General features: G+C 49.2%; 20 protein-coding genes. 17 read left to right on the top strand and 3 right to left on the bottom strand.

Features of this window, described 5'->3' with window-relative positions:
• The first annotated feature begins 39 nt into the window (after positions 1-39).
• From ACO0KY_RS16730 to ACO0KY_RS16650, 17 genes are all read left to right on the top strand, one after another.
• Complete coding sequence (locus ACO0KY_RS16730) at positions 40-1,221, top strand: acetyl-CoA C-acetyltransferase (protein WP_423047937.1); 1,182 nt, start codon at positions 40-42, stop codon at positions 1,219-1,221.
• 212 nt (positions 1,222-1,433) lie between these two features.
• Positions 1,434-2,105: an SDR family oxidoreductase gene (locus ACO0KY_RS16725; protein ID WP_423047935.1), complete on the top strand. Its 672-nt coding sequence runs from the start codon at positions 1,434-1,436 to the stop codon at positions 2,103-2,105.
• 38 nt (positions 2,106-2,143) lie between these two features.
• Positions 2,144-3,280 carry an acyl-CoA dehydrogenase family protein gene (locus tag ACO0KY_RS16720; RefSeq protein WP_186913966.1) on the top strand — a complete coding sequence of 379 codons (1,137 nt, stop codon included), beginning with the start codon at positions 2,144-2,146 and terminating at the stop codon, positions 3,278-3,280.
• Positions 3,281-3,353: 73 nt separating this feature from the next.
• Positions 3,354-3,959 (top strand): 2-hydroxychromene-2-carboxylate isomerase, encoded by a 606-nt coding sequence (locus ACO0KY_RS16715; RefSeq protein ID WP_423047932.1) that lies wholly within the window; start codon positions 3,354-3,356, stop codon positions 3,957-3,959.
• Between the two features lie 32 nt (positions 3,960-3,991).
• Positions 3,992-4,387, top strand: coding sequence for a rhodanese-like domain-containing protein (locus tag ACO0KY_RS16710; RefSeq protein ID WP_186913968.1), 396 nt, complete (start codon positions 3,992-3,994; stop codon positions 4,385-4,387).
• Between the two features lie 2 nt (positions 4,388-4,389).
• Positions 4,390-4,803, top strand: a complete 414-nt coding sequence (locus ACO0KY_RS16705; RefSeq protein WP_423047930.1) for a YchJ family protein — start codon at positions 4,390-4,392, stop codon at positions 4,801-4,803.
• A 96-nt stretch (positions 4,804-4,899) separates the two neighbouring features.
• A complete protein-coding gene (locus tag ACO0KY_RS16700) occupies positions 4,900-6,507 on the top strand; it encodes a carboxyl transferase domain-containing protein (protein WP_423047928.1) in 1,608 nt (535 codons plus the stop codon).
• A 62-nt stretch (positions 6,508-6,569) separates the two neighbouring features.
• Positions 6,570-7,448: an alpha/beta hydrolase family protein gene (locus tag ACO0KY_RS16695; protein WP_423047926.1), complete on the top strand. Its 879-nt coding sequence runs from the start codon at positions 6,570-6,572 to the stop codon at positions 7,446-7,448.
• A 7-nt stretch (positions 7,449-7,455) separates the two neighbouring features.
• Positions 7,456-8,238, top strand: coding sequence for an enoyl-CoA hydratase/isomerase family protein (locus ACO0KY_RS16690; RefSeq protein ID WP_423047924.1), 783 nt, complete (start codon positions 7,456-7,458; stop codon positions 8,236-8,238).
• Positions 8,239-8,421: 183 nt separating this feature from the next.
• Positions 8,422-9,753 carry an adenosylmethionine--8-amino-7-oxononanoate transaminase gene (gene bioA, locus ACO0KY_RS16685; RefSeq protein ID WP_423047922.1) on the top strand — a complete coding sequence of 444 codons (1,332 nt, stop codon included), beginning with the start codon at positions 8,422-8,424 and terminating at the stop codon, positions 9,751-9,753.
• 38 nt (positions 9,754-9,791) lie between these two features.
• On the top strand, positions 9,792-11,003 hold the full coding sequence (gene bioF, locus ACO0KY_RS16680; RefSeq protein WP_423047992.1) for an 8-amino-7-oxononanoate synthase: 1,212 nt from the start codon (positions 9,792-9,794) through the stop codon (positions 11,001-11,003).
• Positions 11,003-11,701 (top strand): dethiobiotin synthase, encoded by a 699-nt coding sequence (gene bioD, locus ACO0KY_RS16675; RefSeq protein WP_423047920.1) that lies wholly within the window; start codon positions 11,003-11,005, stop codon positions 11,699-11,701. The genes bioF and bioD overlap by 1 nt, the downstream gene beginning before the upstream one ends.
• A gap of 33 nt (positions 11,702-11,734) precedes the next feature.
• On the top strand, positions 11,735-12,763 hold the full coding sequence (gene bioB / locus ACO0KY_RS16670) for a biotin synthase BioB (RefSeq protein ID WP_422993938.1): 1,029 nt from the start codon (positions 11,735-11,737) through the stop codon (positions 12,761-12,763).
• A gap of 52 nt (positions 12,764-12,815) precedes the next feature.
• A complete protein-coding gene (locus ACO0KY_RS16665; protein ID WP_423047918.1) occupies positions 12,816-14,810 on the top strand; it encodes an acetyl/propionyl/methylcrotonyl-CoA carboxylase subunit alpha in 1,995 nt (664 codons plus the stop codon).
• A gap of 250 nt (positions 14,811-15,060) precedes the next feature.
• On the top strand, positions 15,061-15,804 hold the full coding sequence (locus ACO0KY_RS16660) for a pyridoxine 5'-phosphate synthase (protein WP_423047916.1): 744 nt from the start codon (positions 15,061-15,063) through the stop codon (positions 15,802-15,804).
• Between the two features lie 8 nt (positions 15,805-15,812).
• Positions 15,813-16,745 (top strand): 2-hydroxyacid dehydrogenase, encoded by a 933-nt coding sequence (locus ACO0KY_RS16655; RefSeq protein ID WP_423047914.1) that lies wholly within the window; start codon positions 15,813-15,815, stop codon positions 16,743-16,745.
• 2 nt (positions 16,746-16,747) lie between these two features.
• The gene (locus ACO0KY_RS16650) at positions 16,748-17,656 is read left to right on the top strand and encodes a hydroxymethylglutaryl-CoA lyase (RefSeq protein ID WP_423047912.1); all 909 of its coding nucleotides are present in this window, start codon (positions 16,748-16,750) and stop codon (positions 17,654-17,656) included.
• A 74-nt stretch (positions 17,657-17,730) separates the two neighbouring features.
• Here the strand turns inward: ACO0KY_RS16650 and ACO0KY_RS16645 are convergent, their stop codons facing one another.
• Genes ACO0KY_RS16645 through egtD form a run of 3 tightly spaced genes read right to left on the bottom strand, consistent with a single transcriptional unit; the run spans position 17,731 to position 20,246 of the window.
• Positions 17,731-18,021, bottom strand: a complete 291-nt coding sequence (locus tag ACO0KY_RS16645; RefSeq protein ID WP_423047910.1) for a DUF427 domain-containing protein — start codon at positions 18,019-18,021, stop codon at positions 17,731-17,733.
• 29 nt (positions 18,022-18,050) lie between these two features.
• Positions 18,051-19,265, bottom strand: a complete 1,215-nt coding sequence (egtB, locus tag ACO0KY_RS16640) for an ergothioneine biosynthesis protein EgtB (protein ID WP_423047908.1) — start codon at positions 19,263-19,265, stop codon at positions 18,051-18,053.
• A 15-nt stretch (positions 19,266-19,280) separates the two neighbouring features.
• The gene (gene egtD / locus ACO0KY_RS16635; RefSeq protein WP_423047906.1) at positions 19,281-20,246 is read right to left on the bottom strand and encodes an L-histidine N(alpha)-methyltransferase; all 966 of its coding nucleotides are present in this window, start codon (positions 20,244-20,246) and stop codon (positions 19,281-19,283) included.
• Positions 20,247-20,599: the final 353 nt, after the last annotated feature.

Raw genomic sequence — 20,599 nt, 5'->3', positions numbered from 1 at the left:
GTAATAATTTTTTCGGCCATTTTTATTTTGGAGAATGTAATGAACGACCCTATCGTTATCGTTGGCGCAGCACGTACCCCTATGGGTGCTTTTCAAAGTGACTTTTCTTCTTTGACAGCGAGTCAGCTCGGTGCTGTTGCGATCAAAGCAGCGGTGGAACGTGCCGGCGTCAAACCAGAATTGGTCGAAGAAGTGTTATTCGGCAATTGCTTAATGGCCGGGCAAGGTCAGGCACCTGCACGTCAGGCATTGCTGGCAGCTGGTTTGCCGATGTCCACGGGTGCTGTGACACTGTCTAAAATGTGCGGCTCTGCCATGAAAGCCACCATGATGGCATTTGATTCCATCACCGCAGGTAGCAACGAAGTATTGGTGACCGGCGGCATGGAATCCATGACCAACGCACCATACCTGATCCCGAAAGCACGCGGCGGCTATCGTATTGGTCACGGTCAGATTTTTGATCACATGATGCTCGACGGTCTGGAAGATGCGTACGACAAAGGTCGCTCCATGGGTACCTTTGCTGAGGACTGTTCCGCTAAATATCAATTCAGCCGTGAAGACCAGGATGCATTTGCGATTGCTTCCGTTAAGCGCGCGCAAGCGGCAACCGCCGATGGCTCATTTGCGTGGGAAATCGCACCCGTGACTGTTTCTGGTCGTGGTGGCGATGTAGTGATTGATAAAGACGAAGGCCCATTGAAAGCCAAGCTCGACAAAATTCCTGCTTTAAAACCTGCATTCAAAAAAGATGGCACCATCACCGCCGCATCTTCATCATCCATCAACGACGGTGCTGCGGCTCTGGTATTGATGCGCGAATCCAAAGCCAAAGAATTAGGTTTAACACCCATCGCAAAAATTCTGGCACACACAACCCATGCGCAAGAACCAGGCTGGTTCACGACCGCACCCATTGGCGCGATTGAAAAACTGTACAAAAAAACTGGCTGGACGACTGACACAGTTGACCTGTTCGAAATCAACGAAGCCTTTGCAGCAGTGCCTATGGCAGCCATGAAAGACCTCGGTATTTCTCATGACAAGATCAACGTACACGGTGGTGCATGTGCTTTGGGTCACCCTATCGGTGCGTCTGGTGCGCGTATCATCATCACGCTGATTGGTGCATTGAAAAAGCAAGGTAAGAAGCGTGGTGTGGCATCGTTGTGTATTGGTGGTGGCGAAGGTACCGCGATGGCCATCGAACTGTTTTAATTGATGTTGTGCGCTACGCTCATTCAAACTCCGGACGCATAGCGGCGTTGCAAATGCGCGCAATACCGACGTATTGCGGTGCTTTGTAACTTGCTTTGCATCGCGGACATTGAATGAACTAGCGCACGATATAAAAGCGACACTGCAAAAAGTACTAAAAGCATAAAAACGAAGATGCACAGTGCACACAGATATAAGTTAAAGGAAGCAACATGCCGACAGCATTAATCATTGGAGCTTCGCGTGGAATTGGTCACGAGTTAGCTATGCAATACAAGGCGGCCGGATGGCGCGTGATTGCGACGGCGCGAAATGCGGATCACATTGCGGCCCTGCAGTCAGACGGTTGTGAAGCATTGCCCTTGGATGTCAATAATCTCAACGATTGTGCTGGTCTGGGCTGGCGTCTGGATGATGAAAAAATTGATGTTGCGATTTTAAATGCCGGTGTTTATGGACCGCATACCACTGGATTGACATCGCCACAGCAAGAACAGTTTGACGATGTGATGCACACCAACGTGTTAGCTGCGATGCGCATTTTGCCTATGGTTTTACCTTTAGTGGAACATGCGCATGGCAAACTTGCTGTCATTTCTTCGCATATGGGTTCGATTGCGAGTCGCTCGGCTTCACAGGGTTGGTTATATCGTGCAAGTAAAGCCGCCTTGAACTCAGTATTGAAAGACGTATCGCTCAATACCAACCAAGCAATTTGCGTCGCCTTGCATCCAGGCTGGGTGAAAACCGATATGGGTGGCGCTGGCGCTGATTTAGAAATTAGCGATAGCGCACAACGGATACGTGCACTGCTTGATGGTTTAAAAGCAGAAAGCAATGGCGGTTTTTTTAATGCAGAAGATGGCGCCAGTCTGAGCTGGTAAGACCTGAAATAAAAACGAGAAATTGGAAAGAGACTCACATGTTATTGACACCAGAACACGAAATGATACGCGACGCGATTCGCAGCTTTGCCCAGGAACGTTTAGTGCCAAATGCAGCACGCTGGGATAAAGAACATCATTTCCCTGCTGAAGAATTAAAAGAATTGGCGCAGATGGGGGCGTATGGTGTGGCGGTGCCAGAAGAGTTCGGTGGGGCAGGCATGGATTATTTGTCGCTGGCGCTGGTGTTGGAGGAAATCGCCGCGGGTGATGGCGGCACATCTACCGTGGTGTCGGTGAATAATTGCCCAGTGTGCAGTATCGCGATGATGTACGCCAACGATGCTCAAAAAAAGCAATGGTTGACGCCCTTGGCGCGTGGTGAAATGTTAGGCGCATTTTGCCTGACAGAGCCACACGCCGGCAGCGATGCCTCAGATCTAAAAACCACCGCACGTCGTGAAGGTAATGAATACGTCTTGAATGGCGTTAAACAATTCATCACCAGCGGCAAACACGCGGATGTGGCGATTGTGATGGCAGTGACGGATAAAGCAGCAGGCAAAAAAGGCATCAGCGCTTTCTGGGTGTCCACCAAAACGCCGGGTTACATCGTTGCAGGTTTAGAACATAAAATGGGTCAACACTCGTCTGACACCGCGCAAATTTTATTTGAAAACTGCCGCATCCCTGCTGAGAATCTGATTGGTGAAGAAGGCATGGGTTACAAGATTGCTTTGTCTGGTTTAGAAGGCGGCCGTATCGGTATCGCGTCGCAATCGGTCGGCATGGCGCGTGCCGCATTTGAGGCGGCGCTGGCGTATGCCAAAGACCGTAGCAGTTTTGGTAAATCGATTTATGAACATCAGGCCGTGCAGTTCAAGCTGGCTGATATGGCGACCCAGATTGAAGCAGCGCGTCAGCTGATCTGGCATGCAGCCAGTATGAAAGATGCCGGTAAGCCTTGTTTAAAAGAAGCGGCGATGGCGAAATTATTTGCTTCAGAAATGGCAGAAAAAGTGTGCTCTGATGCAATTCAGATTCATGGCGGATATGGTTACGTCAGCGATTTTCCGGTTGAACGTATTTATCGGGATGTACGTGTTTGTCAGATTTATGAAGGTACCTCAGAAATTCAGAAAATTCTGATTGGTCGCGCATTAGCAGCGGGATAAATTCCGTTAAAAATCGTTCATTTGATGGTGTAACAAGCGGCGAAAGCAAGTTAATAAAAGCGAGGAGACAGCAATGAGCAAGGCAATTGAATTCTGGTTTGATTTTGTTTCACCTTATGCGTACATCGCAAGTCAATCGATTGAAGCTTTAGCCGCAAAATACGGTCGCACTGTTGAGTGGAAACCGATCTTACTTGGCCAGGTATTTAAATCGACGGGTTCAGGTCCTCTGACAATGCGCCCGCCGATGATGACAAACTATTATAAAAACGATTTTGTGCGCTCTGCGCGTTACGCAGGCGTTCCATTTGTGCTGCCGGAAGTATTCCCGATTGGTACGCAAAATACAGCGCGTGTTTGTTTGTGGCTGCAAGAGACGGCGCCAGAGCGAGTGGGTGATTTTGTGCGTGGTGTGATGCGTGCGTATTTCTCAGGACCTGCTGCCATTAATGATCCGGCCTGGCTGTCGAATTTTGTTGGCAGCTTAGGACTCGATGGTACACAAGTAGCTGATGCGTGTAGTGATGCCGACCGCAAAGAGCGATTGAAACAAGCCTGTGAAGCAGCTGTAAAACAGGGTATTTTTGGTGCACCATGGATCGTGGTCGATGGTGAATCCTTCTGGGGTAACGACCGCTTACCGCAAGTAGAAAAATGGTTAGCGACTGGCGGATTTTGATCAAGCGAACGTTCATATACTGGAGCTAAAAAATGAAAAAAGGCTACAAGCAATTAGTCGACGAAGCAAATGCACAGATCAAAACGTATAGCGTTGCCGAAGCACAGGCAAAGTTAGGTGACCCAGGGGTGCAATTTGTCGATGTTCGCGATATTCGTGAATTGGAGCGCGAAGGTATTGTCCCCGGTGCATTTCATGCACCACGCGGCATGATAGAGTTTTGGGTTGATCCGGATTCACCGTATTTCAAACCTGTTTTTGGTGAAGCCAAAGAATTTATTTTATTTTGCGCAGCAGGTTGGCGCAGCGCGCTGACCACCAAAACCGTGCAAGACATGGGCCTGGAAAACGTGGCGCATATAGACGGTGGTTTCGGTGCCTGGAAGGCAGCTGGAGCACCAGTAGCAGTGAAAGAAAGTAAAAAGTAAGTATGCGTCGTAAAGACAGTAAAAACATGGTTGATAAAGCACACAGCGATGCCTGTCCATGTGGTTCAGAGAAGCAGTTTGCAGATTGCTGTGGACTGTATTTGGGTGGCAGTGCCGTGGCGCCAACCGCAGAAGCATTGATGCGTTCTCGTTACACCGCATACACCTTGAATGATGAAGCGTATTTGCGTGCAACCTGGGATGAAAGAACTTGTCCTCAGGAGTGCATCACACACGATGATCCGACGAAATGGTTGGGTCTGGAAGTGAAGCAGCACACGCACGACGGCGATGCGGCAACAGTAGAGTTTGTCGCAAGATACAAGATCGGCGGGAGAGCGCACAAGCTACATGAAGTCAGTCGCTTTGTGCGCTACGACGGTAAATGGTTTTATGTGAATGGCGTAGTGAGTTGAAACGAAGTCATTCAACGGATTTCACATTCCGTTTCATATTAACGGCAAGCATTTTTTGTCAGCAGTACTAAAAATAGATTTTTGGATAAACATCATATGACAACTTTAGATTCCAAATTGAATCCTCGTTCTGAAGAATTCAAAGCCAATGCTGCTGCGATGCAAGTCGTGGTCGATGACCTTAAGGCCAAAATAGAAAAAATCGCTTTGGGTGGTGGTGACGATGCACGTAAAAAACATCTGGCGCGTGGAAAATTATTGCCACGGGATCGGGTGCAAATGTTATTGGATGCGGGTACGCCATTCATGGAATTTTCGCAGCTCGCCGCCTATGACATGTACCACAATGCAGCCCCATCTGCTGGCGTGATTACCGGCATTGGTCGTGTGGCTGGTCAGGAATGCGTGATCGTCTGTAATGATGCCACCGTCAAGGGCGGAACCTACTATCCAATGACGGTCAAAAAGCATTTGCGTGCGCAAGAAATTGCAGAGCAAAATAATTTGCCATGTATTTATTTGGTTGATAGCGGTGGTGCTAACTTACCGAATCAGGATGACGTATTTCCGGATCGTGATCACTTCGGTCGTATTTTCTACAATCAGGCGAACATGTCCGCCAAAGGCATCCCGCAAATCGCCGTGGTCATGGGCTCTTGTACCGCTGGTGGTGCGTATGTGCCTGCGATGAGCGATGAATCGATTATTGTTAAAAATCAGGGCACGATTTTTCTCGGTGGCCCGCCATTGGTGAAAGCAGCAACTGGTGAAGTAGTCACTGCCGAAGACCTCGGTGGTGGCGATGTGCATACGCGCTTATCTGGCGTGGTTGATCATCTGGCACAAAACGATACGCACGCCTTGTCACTGGCACGCACTATCGTCTCGAATCTGAACCGTCAAAAACCACAAACTGTGGTCATGAAAGACGTCGAAGAACCAAAATTCCCTGCCAGCGAATTGTATGGTGTGATTCCGGTGGATACGCGTAAACCTTTTGATGTGCGTGAAGTGATTGCACGTGTTGTAGATGGCAGTCATTTTGATGAATTCAAAGCACGCTATGGCACGACCTTAGTGTGTGGCTTTGCCCATATTTACGGTATGCCTGTCGGCATCATTGCCAATAACGGCATTCTGTTTTCAGAGTCTGCATTAAAAGGCGCGCACTTTATTGAGCTGTGCTGCCAACGCAAAATCCCGCTGGTCTTTTTGCAAAATATCACCGGTTTTATGGTGGGACGAAAATACGAAAACGAAGGCATCGCCCGCAATGGCGCTAAGATGGTGACCGCTGTTGCCACCGCGAACGTACCGAAATTTACGGTGATTATCGGCGGTAGTTTTGGTGCTGGTAACTACGGCATGTGCGGTCGCGCTTATTCTCCGCGTTTTATGTGGATGTGGCCAAATGCGCGTATCTCCGTGATGGGTGGCGAGCAAGCCGCAAGTGTATTGGCGACAGTTAAACGTGATGGTATTGAAGGCAAAGGCGGTACCTGGAGCGCCGAAGAAGAAGCCGCGTTCAAACAACCGATCAAAGATCAATACGAACATCAAGGTCATCCATACTACGCTTCTGCCCGCTTGTGGGATGACGGCGTGATTGATCCGGCGGATACGCGTATGGTTCTTGGGCTTGGTTTGTCGGCGGCATTGAACGCGCCGATTCCGGATGTGAAATTTGGTGTGTTCCGGATGTAATGATGACGATGCGGCTTTCAATCAGATATGTTTTTTTTACCGCTATTGGTGTGGCGTTGGCAATGTCTTCTTCCGCCATGGCACAAGAGTCGAATACCAATGCGACTGCACCCATAGCGATGGCGGCTGACTTATTTGAATCTGTGGTGAATATTGATGTTTCGGTGAAAGACCTGTTGGGACGTCAAGTGACAGGGAAGGTCGTCATTACGCAGTTTAAACCGAATGGTGATGGACCATTTCCAATGATGATTTTAAATCATGGGCGTAGTGGAACTAATCGCGATCAGCCAGCGCGATTTCGCTATACCGCGCAAGCAAGATATTTCGTAAAGCGTGGTTTTGCTGTATTTGTACCCACGCGCATTGGTTATGGTGAGTTGGGTACAACGCCTGATCCGGAAGATAGTGGTTCTTGCAGGAATAAAAACTATGCCTCGTCAGCAGAGGCTGCATCAACTGAAGTCATTGCTGTACTCGATTATGCAAAGCAACTGCCCTATGTCGATCCTAAAAAAGTATTGATTGTAGGGCAGTCGGTCGGCGGCTATACGACAGTTGCAACTGCCGCCAAGAATCCGCCTGGCTTACTTGCGGCGATTAATTTTGCTGGTGGCGCAGGTGGTGACCCTGACACACATCCGGGTGAGCCTTGCGAGGCTTATAAGTTAGAACAAATGTATGAAAAATTTGGCAGTACCAGCAAAGTACCTATGCTTTGGGTGTACACCGAGAACGATTTGTATTTTGCACCGAAATATAGCCAGGCTTGGTTTAATGCTTTTACCAAAGCGGGCGGCATAGCTGAATTTCAACTGATGCCAGCATTTGAAAAAAACGGTCACAGCTTGTTTGCGAAAGGCATCAAGCTCTGGACACCCTTAGTTGACTGTTTTCTGGATGAACACGGCTTTGATGCCAACAATAAAAAAACGCAATGAGGAAAACATGTTTCACACTCTGAATCTGACGACGGAAGCACAGATGGCGACGGTAACTCTAAATCGTCCCGATGTCCGCAACGCGTTCAATGAAACCACGATCGCAGAAATTACGCAGGTGTTTCAGCAACTCGACGCCGATACTTCGGTGCGCGCCGTTGTGCTGGCTGCGAACGGTCCGGCATTTTGCGCCGGTGCAGATTTGAACTGGATGAAAAAGATGGCCGACTATACGCATGCCGAAAATCTGGCTGATGCAGGTCAGTTGGCAGCAATGCTGGCAGCGATCTATCGTTGTAGCAAACCAGTCGTTGCTAAAGTACAGGGTGATTGCTATGCCGGTGGTATGGGCTTGGTGGCTGCTTGCGATATCGCGGTCAGTGTCGATACTGCAAATTATTGTCTGAGTGAAGTCAAATTAGGTTTAATTCCAGCGACCATTTCACCGTATGTGATTAAAGCCATGGGTGAAAGTGCGGCGCGTCGCTACTTCATTACGGCAGAACGGTTTTCTGCAGCAGAAGCACAGCGTATCGGATTTGTGCATGAAGTTGTGAATGCAGAAGCACTCGATAGCAAAGTGGCGGAGATCGTCAAAGCGTTGGTGTCAAATAGCCCGAATGCCGTAAAGCAAGCCAAAAAATTGGTGCAAGATGTCGCTAGCCGCGAAATCACGCCGGGCTTGGTCGCCGCGACAGTCGAAGGGATTGCCCAGATTCGCGCATCGGAAGAGGGGCGAGAAGGCGTACGCTCGTTTCTAGAGAAGCGCAAACCATCGTGGTTGCTTTAAAGTAAAGATAAGTAAAGATCAGCAGAAATAAGCAAAAACCCTTAATTAACGGAGCAATTAGCCATGAAAACGGGTGCTGCCGGAAAAGTCGCATAAAATACGCGTCTTCTTTAACCAGACCTGCGGTACTCAATGTTGTTGATTTATACATTGAACGGGTCTGTCTTGTAGTTTGGAGTCATTTTGGAAACACAAAATAACTGGGTCGCACGTAGCTTGCAGCATGTCTGGCATCCGTGTACCCAGATGCAGCATCATGAAACCGTGCCGCTGATTCCGGTCAGCCATGGACGCGGGATCTGGCTGTACGACATGGATGGCAAACGCTACCTCGATGCGATCAGCTCGTGGTGGGTGAATCTGTTTGGCCACGCTAATCCACGGATTAATGCGGCGCTCAAAGATCAGTTGGATAAGTTGGAACATGCAATGCTGGCAGGGTTCACCCATGCACCAGTGATTGAATTGTCTGAAAAATTATCGGCTCTGACGGGAAATGCCTTAGGGCATAGCTTTTATGCCTCGGATGGTGCCTCGGCAGTCGAAATTGCATTGAAGATGAGTTTTCATGCATGGCGCAATGGTGGTCAGACTGAGAAGCAAGAATTTATCTGCATCCAAGGTAGCTATCATGGTGAAACCGTTGGTGCTTTGGCGGTCACCGATGTAAGTCTGTTCCGCGAAGCCTACGGCCCGATGTTGCAACGTGCGCATGTGGTGGCGTCACCCGATGCTCGCTTAGCACAAGACGGCGAAACCGCTACAGATGTGGCATTGCGCGCCGCTGCGGATTTGGAGCGCGTCTTACAGCAACGCCAGGGTAAAGTTGCGGCGGTGATTATTGAACCGCTGGTGCAATGTGCAACTGGCATGGCGATGCATGATCCTATTTATTTGCGGCGGTTGCGTGAATTGTGCGATCAATATCAGGTGCATTTGATTGCTGATGAAATTGCGGTGGGTTGTGGTCGCACAGGTAGCTTCTTTGCGTGTGAATCGGCGCAGATCTGGCCAGACTTTTTGTGTCTGTCTAAAGGAATCAGCGGTGGCTATTTGCCGTTAAGTCTGGTGATGACAACCGATGCCGTGTATCAGGCTTTTTATGATGCCGATGTGCGTCGGGGCTTTTTGCACTCGCATTCCTACACGGGCAATCCTTTGGCATGTCGCGCTGCACTGGCAACGCTGGCGATTTTTGAAGATGAGAATGTGATCGCGGCGAATCGTCAGAAGTCACAAATGATCGCCTCTGCATTTGCTGGCCTGAAAGACGATGCACGCGTCAAGCATGTGCGTCAGCAAGGCATGATCTTCGCGTTTGATGCGGTGGTCGATGACGCGGAGCGCGCAAGTACTTTTTCGCGGCGTTTTTTCAGCGCCGCTTTGCAACAAGAATTATTAATGCGTCCGATAGGTCGCAGTGTTTATCTGATGCCGCCGTATATCCTGAGCGAAGAAGAAATTGCTCTGCTGGCACAGAAAACCATGAACGTATTTGAAGAGGTAATGGCATGAGTGGCAACCGTAGTAACCTGCATGTAGCAGCGGCCAGAATGCCTTTGTTGCAGGCTTTGCAGGACGAATTAGCAGAATTAGAACAGCAACATCTGATCCGCCGTCGTCGTACTGTGGATAGTGCGCAGGGCGCGACGTTGCAGGCAGAGGGCAAAGAATTACTGGCGTTTTGTAGTAATGATTATCTGGGTCTGGCAACGCACCCGCTGGTGGTACAAGCTTTGCAACAAGGCGCGAGTTTGTACGGCGCAGGCAGCGGTGCTTCACATTTGATCAGCGGTCATAGCCGGGCGCATATGGCCTTGGAAGAACGCCTCGCCGAGTTTATGGCACCCAATGTCGAGCAAGCGCGTGCCTTGTATTTCTGTACAGGTTACATGGCAAACCAAGCCATTATTACCGCACTGGCGGGAAAAGATGCGGCAGTTTTTTCAGAAGAGTTAAATCATGCGTCGCTGATTGATGGCGTGCGTTTGTCACGTGCAGCGACCAAGGTATTTCCGCATAAAGATTATGCGGCGCTGGAGAAAATGCTCAAAGCATGTACCGCCAAAAAACGCGTCGTCGTTACTGATAGCGTATTTAGCATGGATGGCAATATTGCTGACCTGCCACCTTTGCTGGCGCTGTGTGAGCAATATGATGCGTGGCTGATCGTGGATGATGCACATGGCTTTGGCGTATTAGGCGAAAATGGTCGTGGGGTTTTAGAACATTTCAATCTGAAGTCACCCAATCTGGTCTACATGGGCACGCTCGGCAAAGCCGCAGGTGTTGGTGGTGCCTTCGTCGCGGCGCATGAAACAGTGATTGAATGGCTGATTCAAAAAGCCCGTGCTTATATCTATACGACGGCGGCAGCACCAGCATTGGCACATGCTCTGCTGACTAGCCTGGACATTATTTCTGGTGCTGAGGGTAACGAGCGTCGCGCGCATCTGAACAAGCTCATTCAAATGTTTAGTCTTGGTCTGAACCTGCAGCAATGGAAGCTCATGCCGTCGCTGACGGCTGTGCAACCTGTCGTCATTGGTGATAATGCGGCAATGTTGACGATTGCGGGTAATCTATTAGAACAAGGCTATTGGGTCGGCGCGATACGCCCACCGACTGTGCCAGTCGGCACCGCACGCCTGCGCGTGACCTTGTCAGCCGCGCACACAGAATTGCAAGTGCACCAATTGGCGCAAGCGATCAATCGTCTTGATCAAATGAGCTATGTCGCACAATGTTTTGCTGAGGTTGCCTGATGAATAATAAGCGTTCTTACGATTTTTTTGTGACTGGTACGGATACCGAGATCGGTAAAACGTTCAGCAGCAGTGCCTTGTTGCAAGCGCTCGCACTAGGCGGTACAAGCAGCGTCGGCATGAAACCCATCGCGTCGGGTGCAGAATTGCGCGACGGTGTCTGGCATAACGAGGATGTGGATAGCCTGATTGCAGCTTCCAGCGTAAAGGCCGATACCGCGTTGGTGTGCCCGTACCTGATGCAGACCCCGGCAGCACCGCATATCGTGGCAAAACAAGAAAATGTCGATATCTCTGTGCCGCATATACTGGCGAGTTATCAACAACTGATACACGCCGCTGATGCGGTGATCGTCGAAGGCGTCGGCGGATTTTGCGTGCCACTGAACGACACAGTTGATACCGCAGATCTGGCGCAGCAATTGGATTTGCCAGTGATTTTGGTGGTTGGTCTGCGGCTTGGTTGTATCAACCATGCGCTGCTGACAGCACAAGCGATCCGTGCCCGTGGCTTACGGCTGGCCGCATGGATTGCGAATACCGTTGATCAAGATATGCTGTATCTGGCAGAGAACATCGCTGCGATACAGCAGCGGATAGGTGCTCCCTTGTTAGGCCATATTCCACGACTGTCAGGTAATCCGACAGACAAGATGAAGAACGCAGCGACATATCTTGATCTCGATATCCTGAAATAATTGAGTAGTAAACTTTGAAGTGAAGGAAGACATATGCAAGCGAATGACATCCCGCAACAAGCCGTACAGTTTCAAGCACCGGTAAAAAAGATAGAAGCAGAAACCTGGCCGGTTGACGATGTGCTGGCACTGTTCGATCTGCCATTTAACGATCTGATGTTCAAGGCACAAAGCGCCCATCGCGCTAACTTTCCCGATGGTGATGTGGAATTGGCGACTTTGTTGTCGATCAAAACTGGGGGCTGCGAAGAAGACTGCGGCTACTGCCCACAAGCGGCACGCTATGACACCGGTGTCGAAGCCAAAAAAATGCTGGATGTGCGTGAAGTCTTAGATGCCGCGAAAGCTGCTCGGGAAAACGGTGCCACCCGTTTCTGCATGGGTGCAGCATGGCGTTCACCAAAAGACCGCGATATGGAAAAAGTCGAAACCATGGTGCGCGAAGTGAAAGCCATGGGCTTAGAAACTTGCGCCACTTTAGGCATGCTCAAAGAAGAACAAGCACAACGCTTGGCTGATGCGGGTCTCGATTATTACAACCACAATCTCGATACAGCGCCTGAGTTTTACAACAATGTGATTTCCACACGGGATTATCAGGATCGCCTCGATACCTTGGGTCACGTGCGTAATGCTGGCCTCAAAGTATGCTGCGGCGGTATCGTCGGTATGGGTGAATCCCGTCGTCAACGCGCAGGCTTAATCGCGCAATTGGCAAACTTAAATCCTTACCCAGAATCAGTGCCCGTCAATCATCTGGTACAAGTTGAAGGCACGCCTTTGCACGGTCTGGACCCGCTTGATCCACTCGAATTTGTACGCACCATTGCGGTCGCTCGCATCACCATGCCAAAAGCCCGTGTACGTTTATCCGCAGGCCGTCGTCAAATGGGCGAAGCAGTACAAGCGATGTGTTTCCTGGCTGGCGCGAATTCGATTTTCTACGGCGACAAGCTGCTGACGACACAAAACCCAGAAGCGCAAGACGATCGCGTTTTGTTAGAAAAACTCGGTTTGAAAACTCGCGGCAAAGTAGAAGCCAAAGCGGGTAGCTGTAGCTAACGATTAAGCAAAAAATTCATTTATTTAAAAAATTAACCAAGAGCGAAGAGACATGTTCACCAAAATCCTGATCGCCAATCGTGGCGAAATCGCATGCCGCGTTGCTGCTACTGCACGTCGCATGGGTATCAAAACTGTCGCAGTGTATTCGGAAGCGGATGCCAATGCGAAACATGTGGCGGTCTGTGATGAGGCTGTGTTGATTGGACCAGCGGCAGCGAAAGAAAGCTATTTGCGCGCTGACAAAATCATCGAAGTGGCTTTGGCGACGGGCGCGCAGGCGATTCATCCCGGGTATGGTTTTTTATCTGAAAATAGTGAATTTGCTGAAGCGTGCGCCAAGAACGGTATCGCCTTTATCGGCCCACCAGCATCCGCCATCGAAGCGATGGGTAGCAAATCTGCCGCGAAGTCTTTAATGGAAAAAGCCAATGTGCCATTGGTTCCTGGCTATCACGGCGATAATCAGGATGCTGATTTTTTACACGGTGAAGCTGATCGTATCGGTTATCCGGTGCTGTTGAAAGCGAGTGCTGGTGGCGGTGGCAAAGGCATGCGCGTGATTGAAAAATCCGCTGACTTTAAAGATGCGCTGGCCTCCTGCAAGCGCGAGGCGATTAATTCGTTTGGCGACGACAAAGTACTGGCAGAAAAATATCTGCAACGTCCACGTCATATCGAGATTCAGGTGTTTGCCGATACACACGGTAATTGCGTTTATTTGTTTGAACGCGATTGCTCGGTGCAACGTCGTCATCAAAAAGTATTAGAAGAAGCCCCCGCTCCTGGTATGACCGCGGAACGCCGTGCGGCCATGGGTGAAGCGGCAGTCGCTGCGGCAAAAGCAGTCGGCTATGTAGGTGCCGGCACGGTTGAGTTTATCGCCAACCAAGATGGTTCGTTCTATTTCATGGAAATGAATACCCGTCTGCAGGTGGAACATCCGGTGACAGAAATGATCACCGGTACCGATCTGGTTGAATGGCAATTGCGCGTTGCTGCTGGCGAAAAGCTGCCGCTGCAACAATCTGAATTGCGTATTCATGGCCATGCCATTGAAGCGCGTGTGTATGCTGAAAATCCAGAAAAAGGATTCTTGCCTTCGATCGGTACTTTGCGTCACGCACGTACACCTGCTGCTGTGAATTTTGAGCTCGGTGGTAATGGCGATCCGGCAGCATTCCGTATCGATAGCGGCGTCCGTGAAGGCGATACGATTTCACCTTTCTACGATCCTATGATTGCGAAAATGATCGTCTGGGGTAAAGACCGTCAGGAAGCCTTAGCCCGCATGGCGCAGGCTTTATCGCAATATCAAATCGTCGGTTTGAATTCAAACATCGCGTTTTTGTCCCGTTTGATCAAGAGTACGGCATTTTCTACCGCTGATTTGGATACGGGTCTGATTGAACGTAATCAGGAAGAATTATTCCCTGTGGTGAAGCCAGCCAGTATGCATCGTCTGGCATTAGCAGTTGCCGCTTTGTTGACATCTGAAAAAGCGATCGGGAGCGATCCTTGGCAAAGCAGCCACGGCTGGCGCATGAATAGCCATATGCAGCGCGGTTTGCAATTTATTGAAGAAGCGACGACACATGATGTAACGGTCACTTATCTTGCTGATGGCTGGAAAATCAGCAGCGCCGATGTTGTTGCTCAGGTTAAACTGGTTTCAACATCTGGACATGATTTTGTGCTGGCGATCGATGATCAAACCGTGACTGGAACGGTGGTGCGCGATGGCGAACATTTCCATGTTTTCAATCAAGATGTGCATACCGATTTGCATTACCTCGATGCGCTCGCACACGCTGGCGAAAGCGAAGCAGAAGGTGGCCGTTTGACCGCACCAATGCCAGGCAAAATCGTTGCCGTGTTGGTGAGTAAATCGCAAGAAGTCAAAAAAGGCGATGCCTTATTGATTATGGAAGCGATGAAAATGGAACACACAATTTCTGCACCACACGATGGTGTGATTGATGAAGTGTTGTATGCGGTTGGTGATCAGGTGACAGAAGGCGCGCAGTTATTAGCGTTTGCGCAGTAAGTTGTAGAATTTTCCCCCCGCTACCGTTTGCCGTAGCGGGGAGTAGTCTGCTGAATTTGCAAATCCGATTTGCGAGCGCAACAGAGAACGGTTTTGCGCTTTTGGAACAATCAAATGCACAGCGAGAGAGCAGCAGTGTCAGAAGCGAGTTATCACGCATTGCAAACCAAAAGCATACAATAAGCCTATAAATATGGCTATTGCCTACTTGCCACACTGCGTCGTAAGAATGGCGCTATAAGGAAACGACATGACCTTACTCTCTATTAATATCAACAAAATTGCACTACTACGCAATTCGCGCGGCCGCAATTATCCAGATGTCGATGCGTTTGCGGCACGTTTCCTGGATCTTGGTGCTGCGGGGATTACGTTGCACCCACGTCAGGATCAACGCCATGCACGTTATTCTGATGTCGAAAGTCTGGGTGCCTTATGCAAACAACGCGGTGCGGAGTTGAATGTAGAAGGTTTTCCTGCACGCGAATTCGTCGAGGTGGTGAAGCGTCACCGTCCGGCACAATGTACTTTAGTACCTGATGCGCCAGATCAGCTGACTTCAGATCATGGTTGGGATTTTAAAAAAGATGGCGAGATGCTACGCAGCGTCATTGCTGAACTGAAAGCTTTAAATATACGCACCAGTTTATTTGTTGATTTTGATAATCCCGATATTCCAGTCGCTAAGGAGCTCGGTGCTGATCGTGTTGAACTGTACACCGAACCATATGCGGAATTTGTAGGCACAAAATTAGGCGAAGAAATTTTTAAAGGCTTTGCGGTGGCCGCGAAGCTAGCGCAGCAGTCCGGATTGGGCGTCAATGCAGGACATGATTTGAATCTGAATAATCTCGGAAAATTCTTAGAAATACCGGGTATTTTAGAAGTCTCGATAGGTCACGCCGTGATTGTTGAAAGTCTGGAAATGGGCATAGACAGTGTCGTTAAACAATACATGGACATTATTCGTCAAACCCAGTCGGTGAATCAATAATTTGAGTTATGGCCAGTATCCTTTTTTATGCCAACAGCCAGCACGAACAAGAATGGTTACGTACATTGCACATTGCGTTTCCGCAGCATGTAATTCGCACTTGGTCTGCAGGTGATGATGCCCCGGCCGATTATGCGATTGTATGGAAACCACCCGCAGAGATGCTGGCGGGGCGCACCAGTCTAAAGGCGATCTTCATCCTCGGCGCCGGCGCTGATGCGATTTTGCAATTGGGATCTGCGTTACCTACTGGCGTACCTATCGTGCGTCTCGATGACGCCGGTATGGGGGTGCAAATGGCAGAATATGTTTGCCACGCTGTGTTGCGCTATTTCCGTCGCTTTGACCAATACGAGGCGCAGCGCGATCAGCAGCAATGGAATTTCTTAATGCCATTTGAGAAAAGTGATTTCAGCGTTGGTGTTCTCGGTCTTGGTGTGTTGGGACAGCGTATTGTCGATGTCCTGAAGCAGTTTGAGTTTCCTGTGCTTGGCTGGAGTCGCAATCCCAAGCACATCGACGGTGTAACCTGCTACGCAGGTTCTGATGGCCTGGACGCCTTCTTACGTGCCAGTCGCGTGGTCGTGTGTATTTTGCCGTTGACCAATGAAACGAGCGGCTTATTGAACCGGGCCAACCTGCAAAAACTTCCACAGGGCGCTTACCTGATCAACGTCGCACGTGGCGCTCATGTGAACGAAGATGATTTGCTGGCTTTGGTGCAAAGTGGGCATATTGCTGGTGCAACGCTGGATGTGTTTCAGCAAGAGCCTTTGCCCGTTGAACACCCATTCTGGCGTGAGCCACGGATACAGATCACGCCGCATATGGCAGCAATGAGTTTATTTAAAGAAAGTGTTGCGCAAATTGCCGAAAAAATCCAGGCGCTTGAACAAGGCTTAGCAATTCGCGGAATCGTCGATCCAACGAAAGGATATTAATGATGTCGCTACCACAACAAGTCAAAATCGTCGAAGTCGGACCACGTGATGGTTTGCAAAACGAAAAAGAAAGTATTCCTGCCGATGTCAAAATCGCGCTGGTTGACCAGTTGACCGCTGCAGGTTTTCAAAATATCGAAGCGGCCTCTTTCGTGTCACCGAAGTGGGTGCCACAAATGGCAACTTCAGCCGAAGTGATGGCGGGCATCCATCGTAAAGCGGGCGTGATTTATTCCGTATTGACGCCGAATATGAAAGGCTTTGAAGCGGCGTTGGCGGCAGGTGCGGATGAAGTGGTGATTTTTAGCTCGGCATCTGAAGCGTTCGCGCAAAAGAATATCAATTGCTCGATAGAAGAATCGATAGAACGTTTCCGCGATGTCGCAGCGGCAGCCAAACAAAACAAAATACGCCTTCGCGGCAGCATCAGTTGCGCCTTTGGTTGCCCGTATCAAGGCGATGTGCCCGTCAGCAGCGTGACCGATGTGGTACGTCGTATGCGCGATCTGGGTTGCGATGAAATTGATATTGCCGATACGATCGGTGTGGGAACCGCACGTCAGGTACAAAATGTGATGCAACATGCAGCCAAAGAATTTGCCATCACAGGATTATCTGGTCACTTTCATGATACGTATGGTCAGGCATTGGCGAATATTTACGCGAGTCTGGAAGTCGGAATTTCGATTTTTCATTCCAGTGTCGCGGGTCTGGGCGGTTGCCCGTATGCTAAAGGCGCGACAGGCAATGTTGCTACCGAAGACGTGTTATTCCTGATGCAAGGTCTGGGCATCCATACCGGTATCGATCTGAATGCGGTAGTTGACGCAGGGCAGTTTATTTCTCAGCACCTCGGTCGCAAAGCCGTGAGTCGCGCTGGCAATGCGCTGGCTGCAAAGCGTGTGGGTTAAGGTTCGATAAAGATTTCATGGAAAACATGGTTGTTTTGCTGTCGCCGCCATGTTTTCCATTTTCAAGTACGAACCTACGCGACGATTTGCACGCCACGCCAGAATGCAATATAGCCAGTAATCTTTTTTGCGGCATCTTTGGGCTGCAGATACGTCCAACCCGCATTGGCATTGGTTTGCTCATCCACCACGATATCAAAATAATTCGCTGTACCCTTCCAGTGACATACCGTCTGTTTGTCACTCTGTCTCATATATTGTTGGTCGACACTTTGTGGAGGGAAGTACACATTTCCTTCCAATACGATAACTTCATTTTCAGAGGCTTCGGCTATGATTTTGTTGTTCCAGATCGCGGTCGGCATGGCTTACTCCTTTCTTTGTCAGTGGGTGGTTAATCGTCGGTATCGGATATTGAGCGTGCTAAGCGTATGCCGGTTCGTTGCCAACGCGCATGGCTGGGGAAGAAATTTCTATAGGTGAGTCTGCTATGGTGCGAGGGTGTAAAGCTTGATGAACCACGCAATACATACTGATTCACCATAAATTTGCCGTTATATTCACCGATCGCACCGGCAGGAATTTCAAATCCCGGGTAAGGCGCGTAACTGCTGCTGGTCCATTGCCAGCAACTATCAAATAGCTGGTGCAGGTTGTCGTCTTTTTGTGCCGCACATTCCCATTCCGCTTCCGTGGGTAGGCGCGCTCCTGCCCAACTCGCATAGGCAGCCGCTTCAAAATAAGAGAGATGACTGACGCTTTGATGCATATCAAGGGGTTGTAATCCGTTCAGACTGAATTCCTGCCAATGCGCGCCGGAGTGCCAGTAAAGCGGATGACGGATTTGATGCTGACGTAACCAATCCCAGCCCTCGGCCAACCACCAGTTTGGGTTTTGGTAACCGCCATCCTGAATAAAGAGTAGATATTCGCCATTGTTGATGAGGCGTGATGTCAGGGAAAAAGGCTCAACAAATTGTCGGTGACGTGGCTTTTCATTATCAAAGCAAAAGCCAGATCCTTCATGACCAATTTCCAGCAAGTGCGCGTCAAAGCGATGCCATTCTAGTGGCGTATTGCTGATGCAATGATCACTGAAATCTGCTTGTTCAGTGCCAGGGCTCTCATTTAGTAGCGCAGGATGTAAGGGATTGCATGACAGTAGATGTTTGATATCTGTCAGCATCAATTCCTGATGCTGTTGTTCATGCTGTATGCCTAGTTCTATGCGCTCTGCGAGTTTTTCTGATTTGAGCGTGCTGAGCAAATGTTGTATACGCAAATCAGTAGCGTGGCGGTATTCTAAAATCTCAGACAGCGCTGGCCTGGTCAGCAAACCACGTTGTGCGCGTGGATGTTTTTCACCCTCCCCATTGTAATACGAGTTAAACAGCACCTTGAACTGTGGATGGAATGGGATGAAATCAGTATCGAATGCTTCCAGCACAAAGGTTTCAAAAAACCACGTTGTATGCGCCAGATGCCATTTCAATGGGCTGGCGTCTGGCATCGATTGCACGCAGGCATCTTCAGCACTGACCAGCGCAGCGATGTTCAGTGTGCGCTGTCTGGTTTGCTTCCAACGCTCTGCTAAGCTAGTTGCCCGCATGATCTGATCCTCGCTTTACAAAGCTTTAGCATAAACCACGGCAAACCAGTTGTTACTATCTGTCCAGCATTGCGCATGTCCAAAACCTGCGGAATCAAGCAAGGCTAAAAATTTATCCAAGTTGTATTTATAGCTATTTTCAGTATGAATTATTTCGCCTGGCAAGAAATGCCTGTGCATATTCTTCCAAGTGACTGTTTGTGCAGTCCGCGCTTCTAAATGCATTTCTATGCGTGAATGACTTGTATTAAACAGCGCATGGTGACGCCATTGGTGCACGTCAAAATTGGTGCCGAGTATTTGATTGATGTGACGTAACACATTCAGATTGAAGGCAGCGGTAACACCTAATGCATCGTCATAAGCATGATGCAAGGTATCGTGATCCTTAATCAGATCGATGCCGATCAACAGTCCACCATCAGCATCGCATTCAGAACGTAAGTGCCGTAAAAAGGTATGTGCCTGACTCGGTTCAAAATTGCCTATCGATGAGCCGGGATAGAAAAACAAGCGTTTGTCACTACGGATCTCATCCGGCAGGGTCCATGGCTTTGAGAAATCCAGTCCTAGAGCAGTCATCTCTATATAAGGAAAGCGCTGTTGCAAACGTTGCACCGCGTCTTCCAGATACTTAATAGAAATATCGATAGGCACGTATTGAATTGGATGCAATAGCGGGAACAGTCGTGCTGCTTTGCGACAATTTCCTGCGCCTAGATCAATCAGCGTGCTGTGCGGTCCTATTGCATGAGCTATGTCGCTCATGTATTGAGTGAAGATGCTGGCCTCAGTGCGGGTTGGATAATATTCTGGTAGCTCGCAAATAGCATCGAATAGTACTGAGCCCACCGCATCATATAAGTACTTAGGGGACGTATGTGCGGCATCAGACAATAAGCCGATTTCTAGTTCGTGTTGAGAGGGATGCGGCAAAGCGATCACTTCCGCTTCGTTGTTACTAGTAAATGCAAGAGACATATACCACCCTTTTTGAGAGGAAACATCAACAGCAATGGGGACAAGTTGAATGACAAATCAGCAAATCAGTAGATATTTAAAGCAGAATTGATAATTTGTTTATGCGCCCATGGTATATCGATTTAATGACCAGCGTTTGACTTCCTCGCGAACAAAGGCAGGGATAATTCAGCGCCCGGATATTGGTGACCACAAACGCTTTATCATCAATCTAAATTATTTTCAGATTCCCTTGCTTTCATGGGGCGAACTTTGCTATAGTTCGCCTCCCGCTAAAACGGGAAGTAAGAAAGAAGCAGCAGCCAGCAACTCCGGCGGTTTGATTTGATGAAATTGACGCGAAAGCGACAACA

It is taken from the genome of Undibacterium sp. Dicai25W (assembly GCF_049340505.1).
In the GTDB taxonomy this organism is placed as follows: domain Bacteria; phylum Pseudomonadota; class Gammaproteobacteria; order Burkholderiales; family Burkholderiaceae_D; genus Undibacterium; species Undibacterium jejuense.
This window is presented reverse-complemented; position numbering and strand designations above follow the sequence as displayed.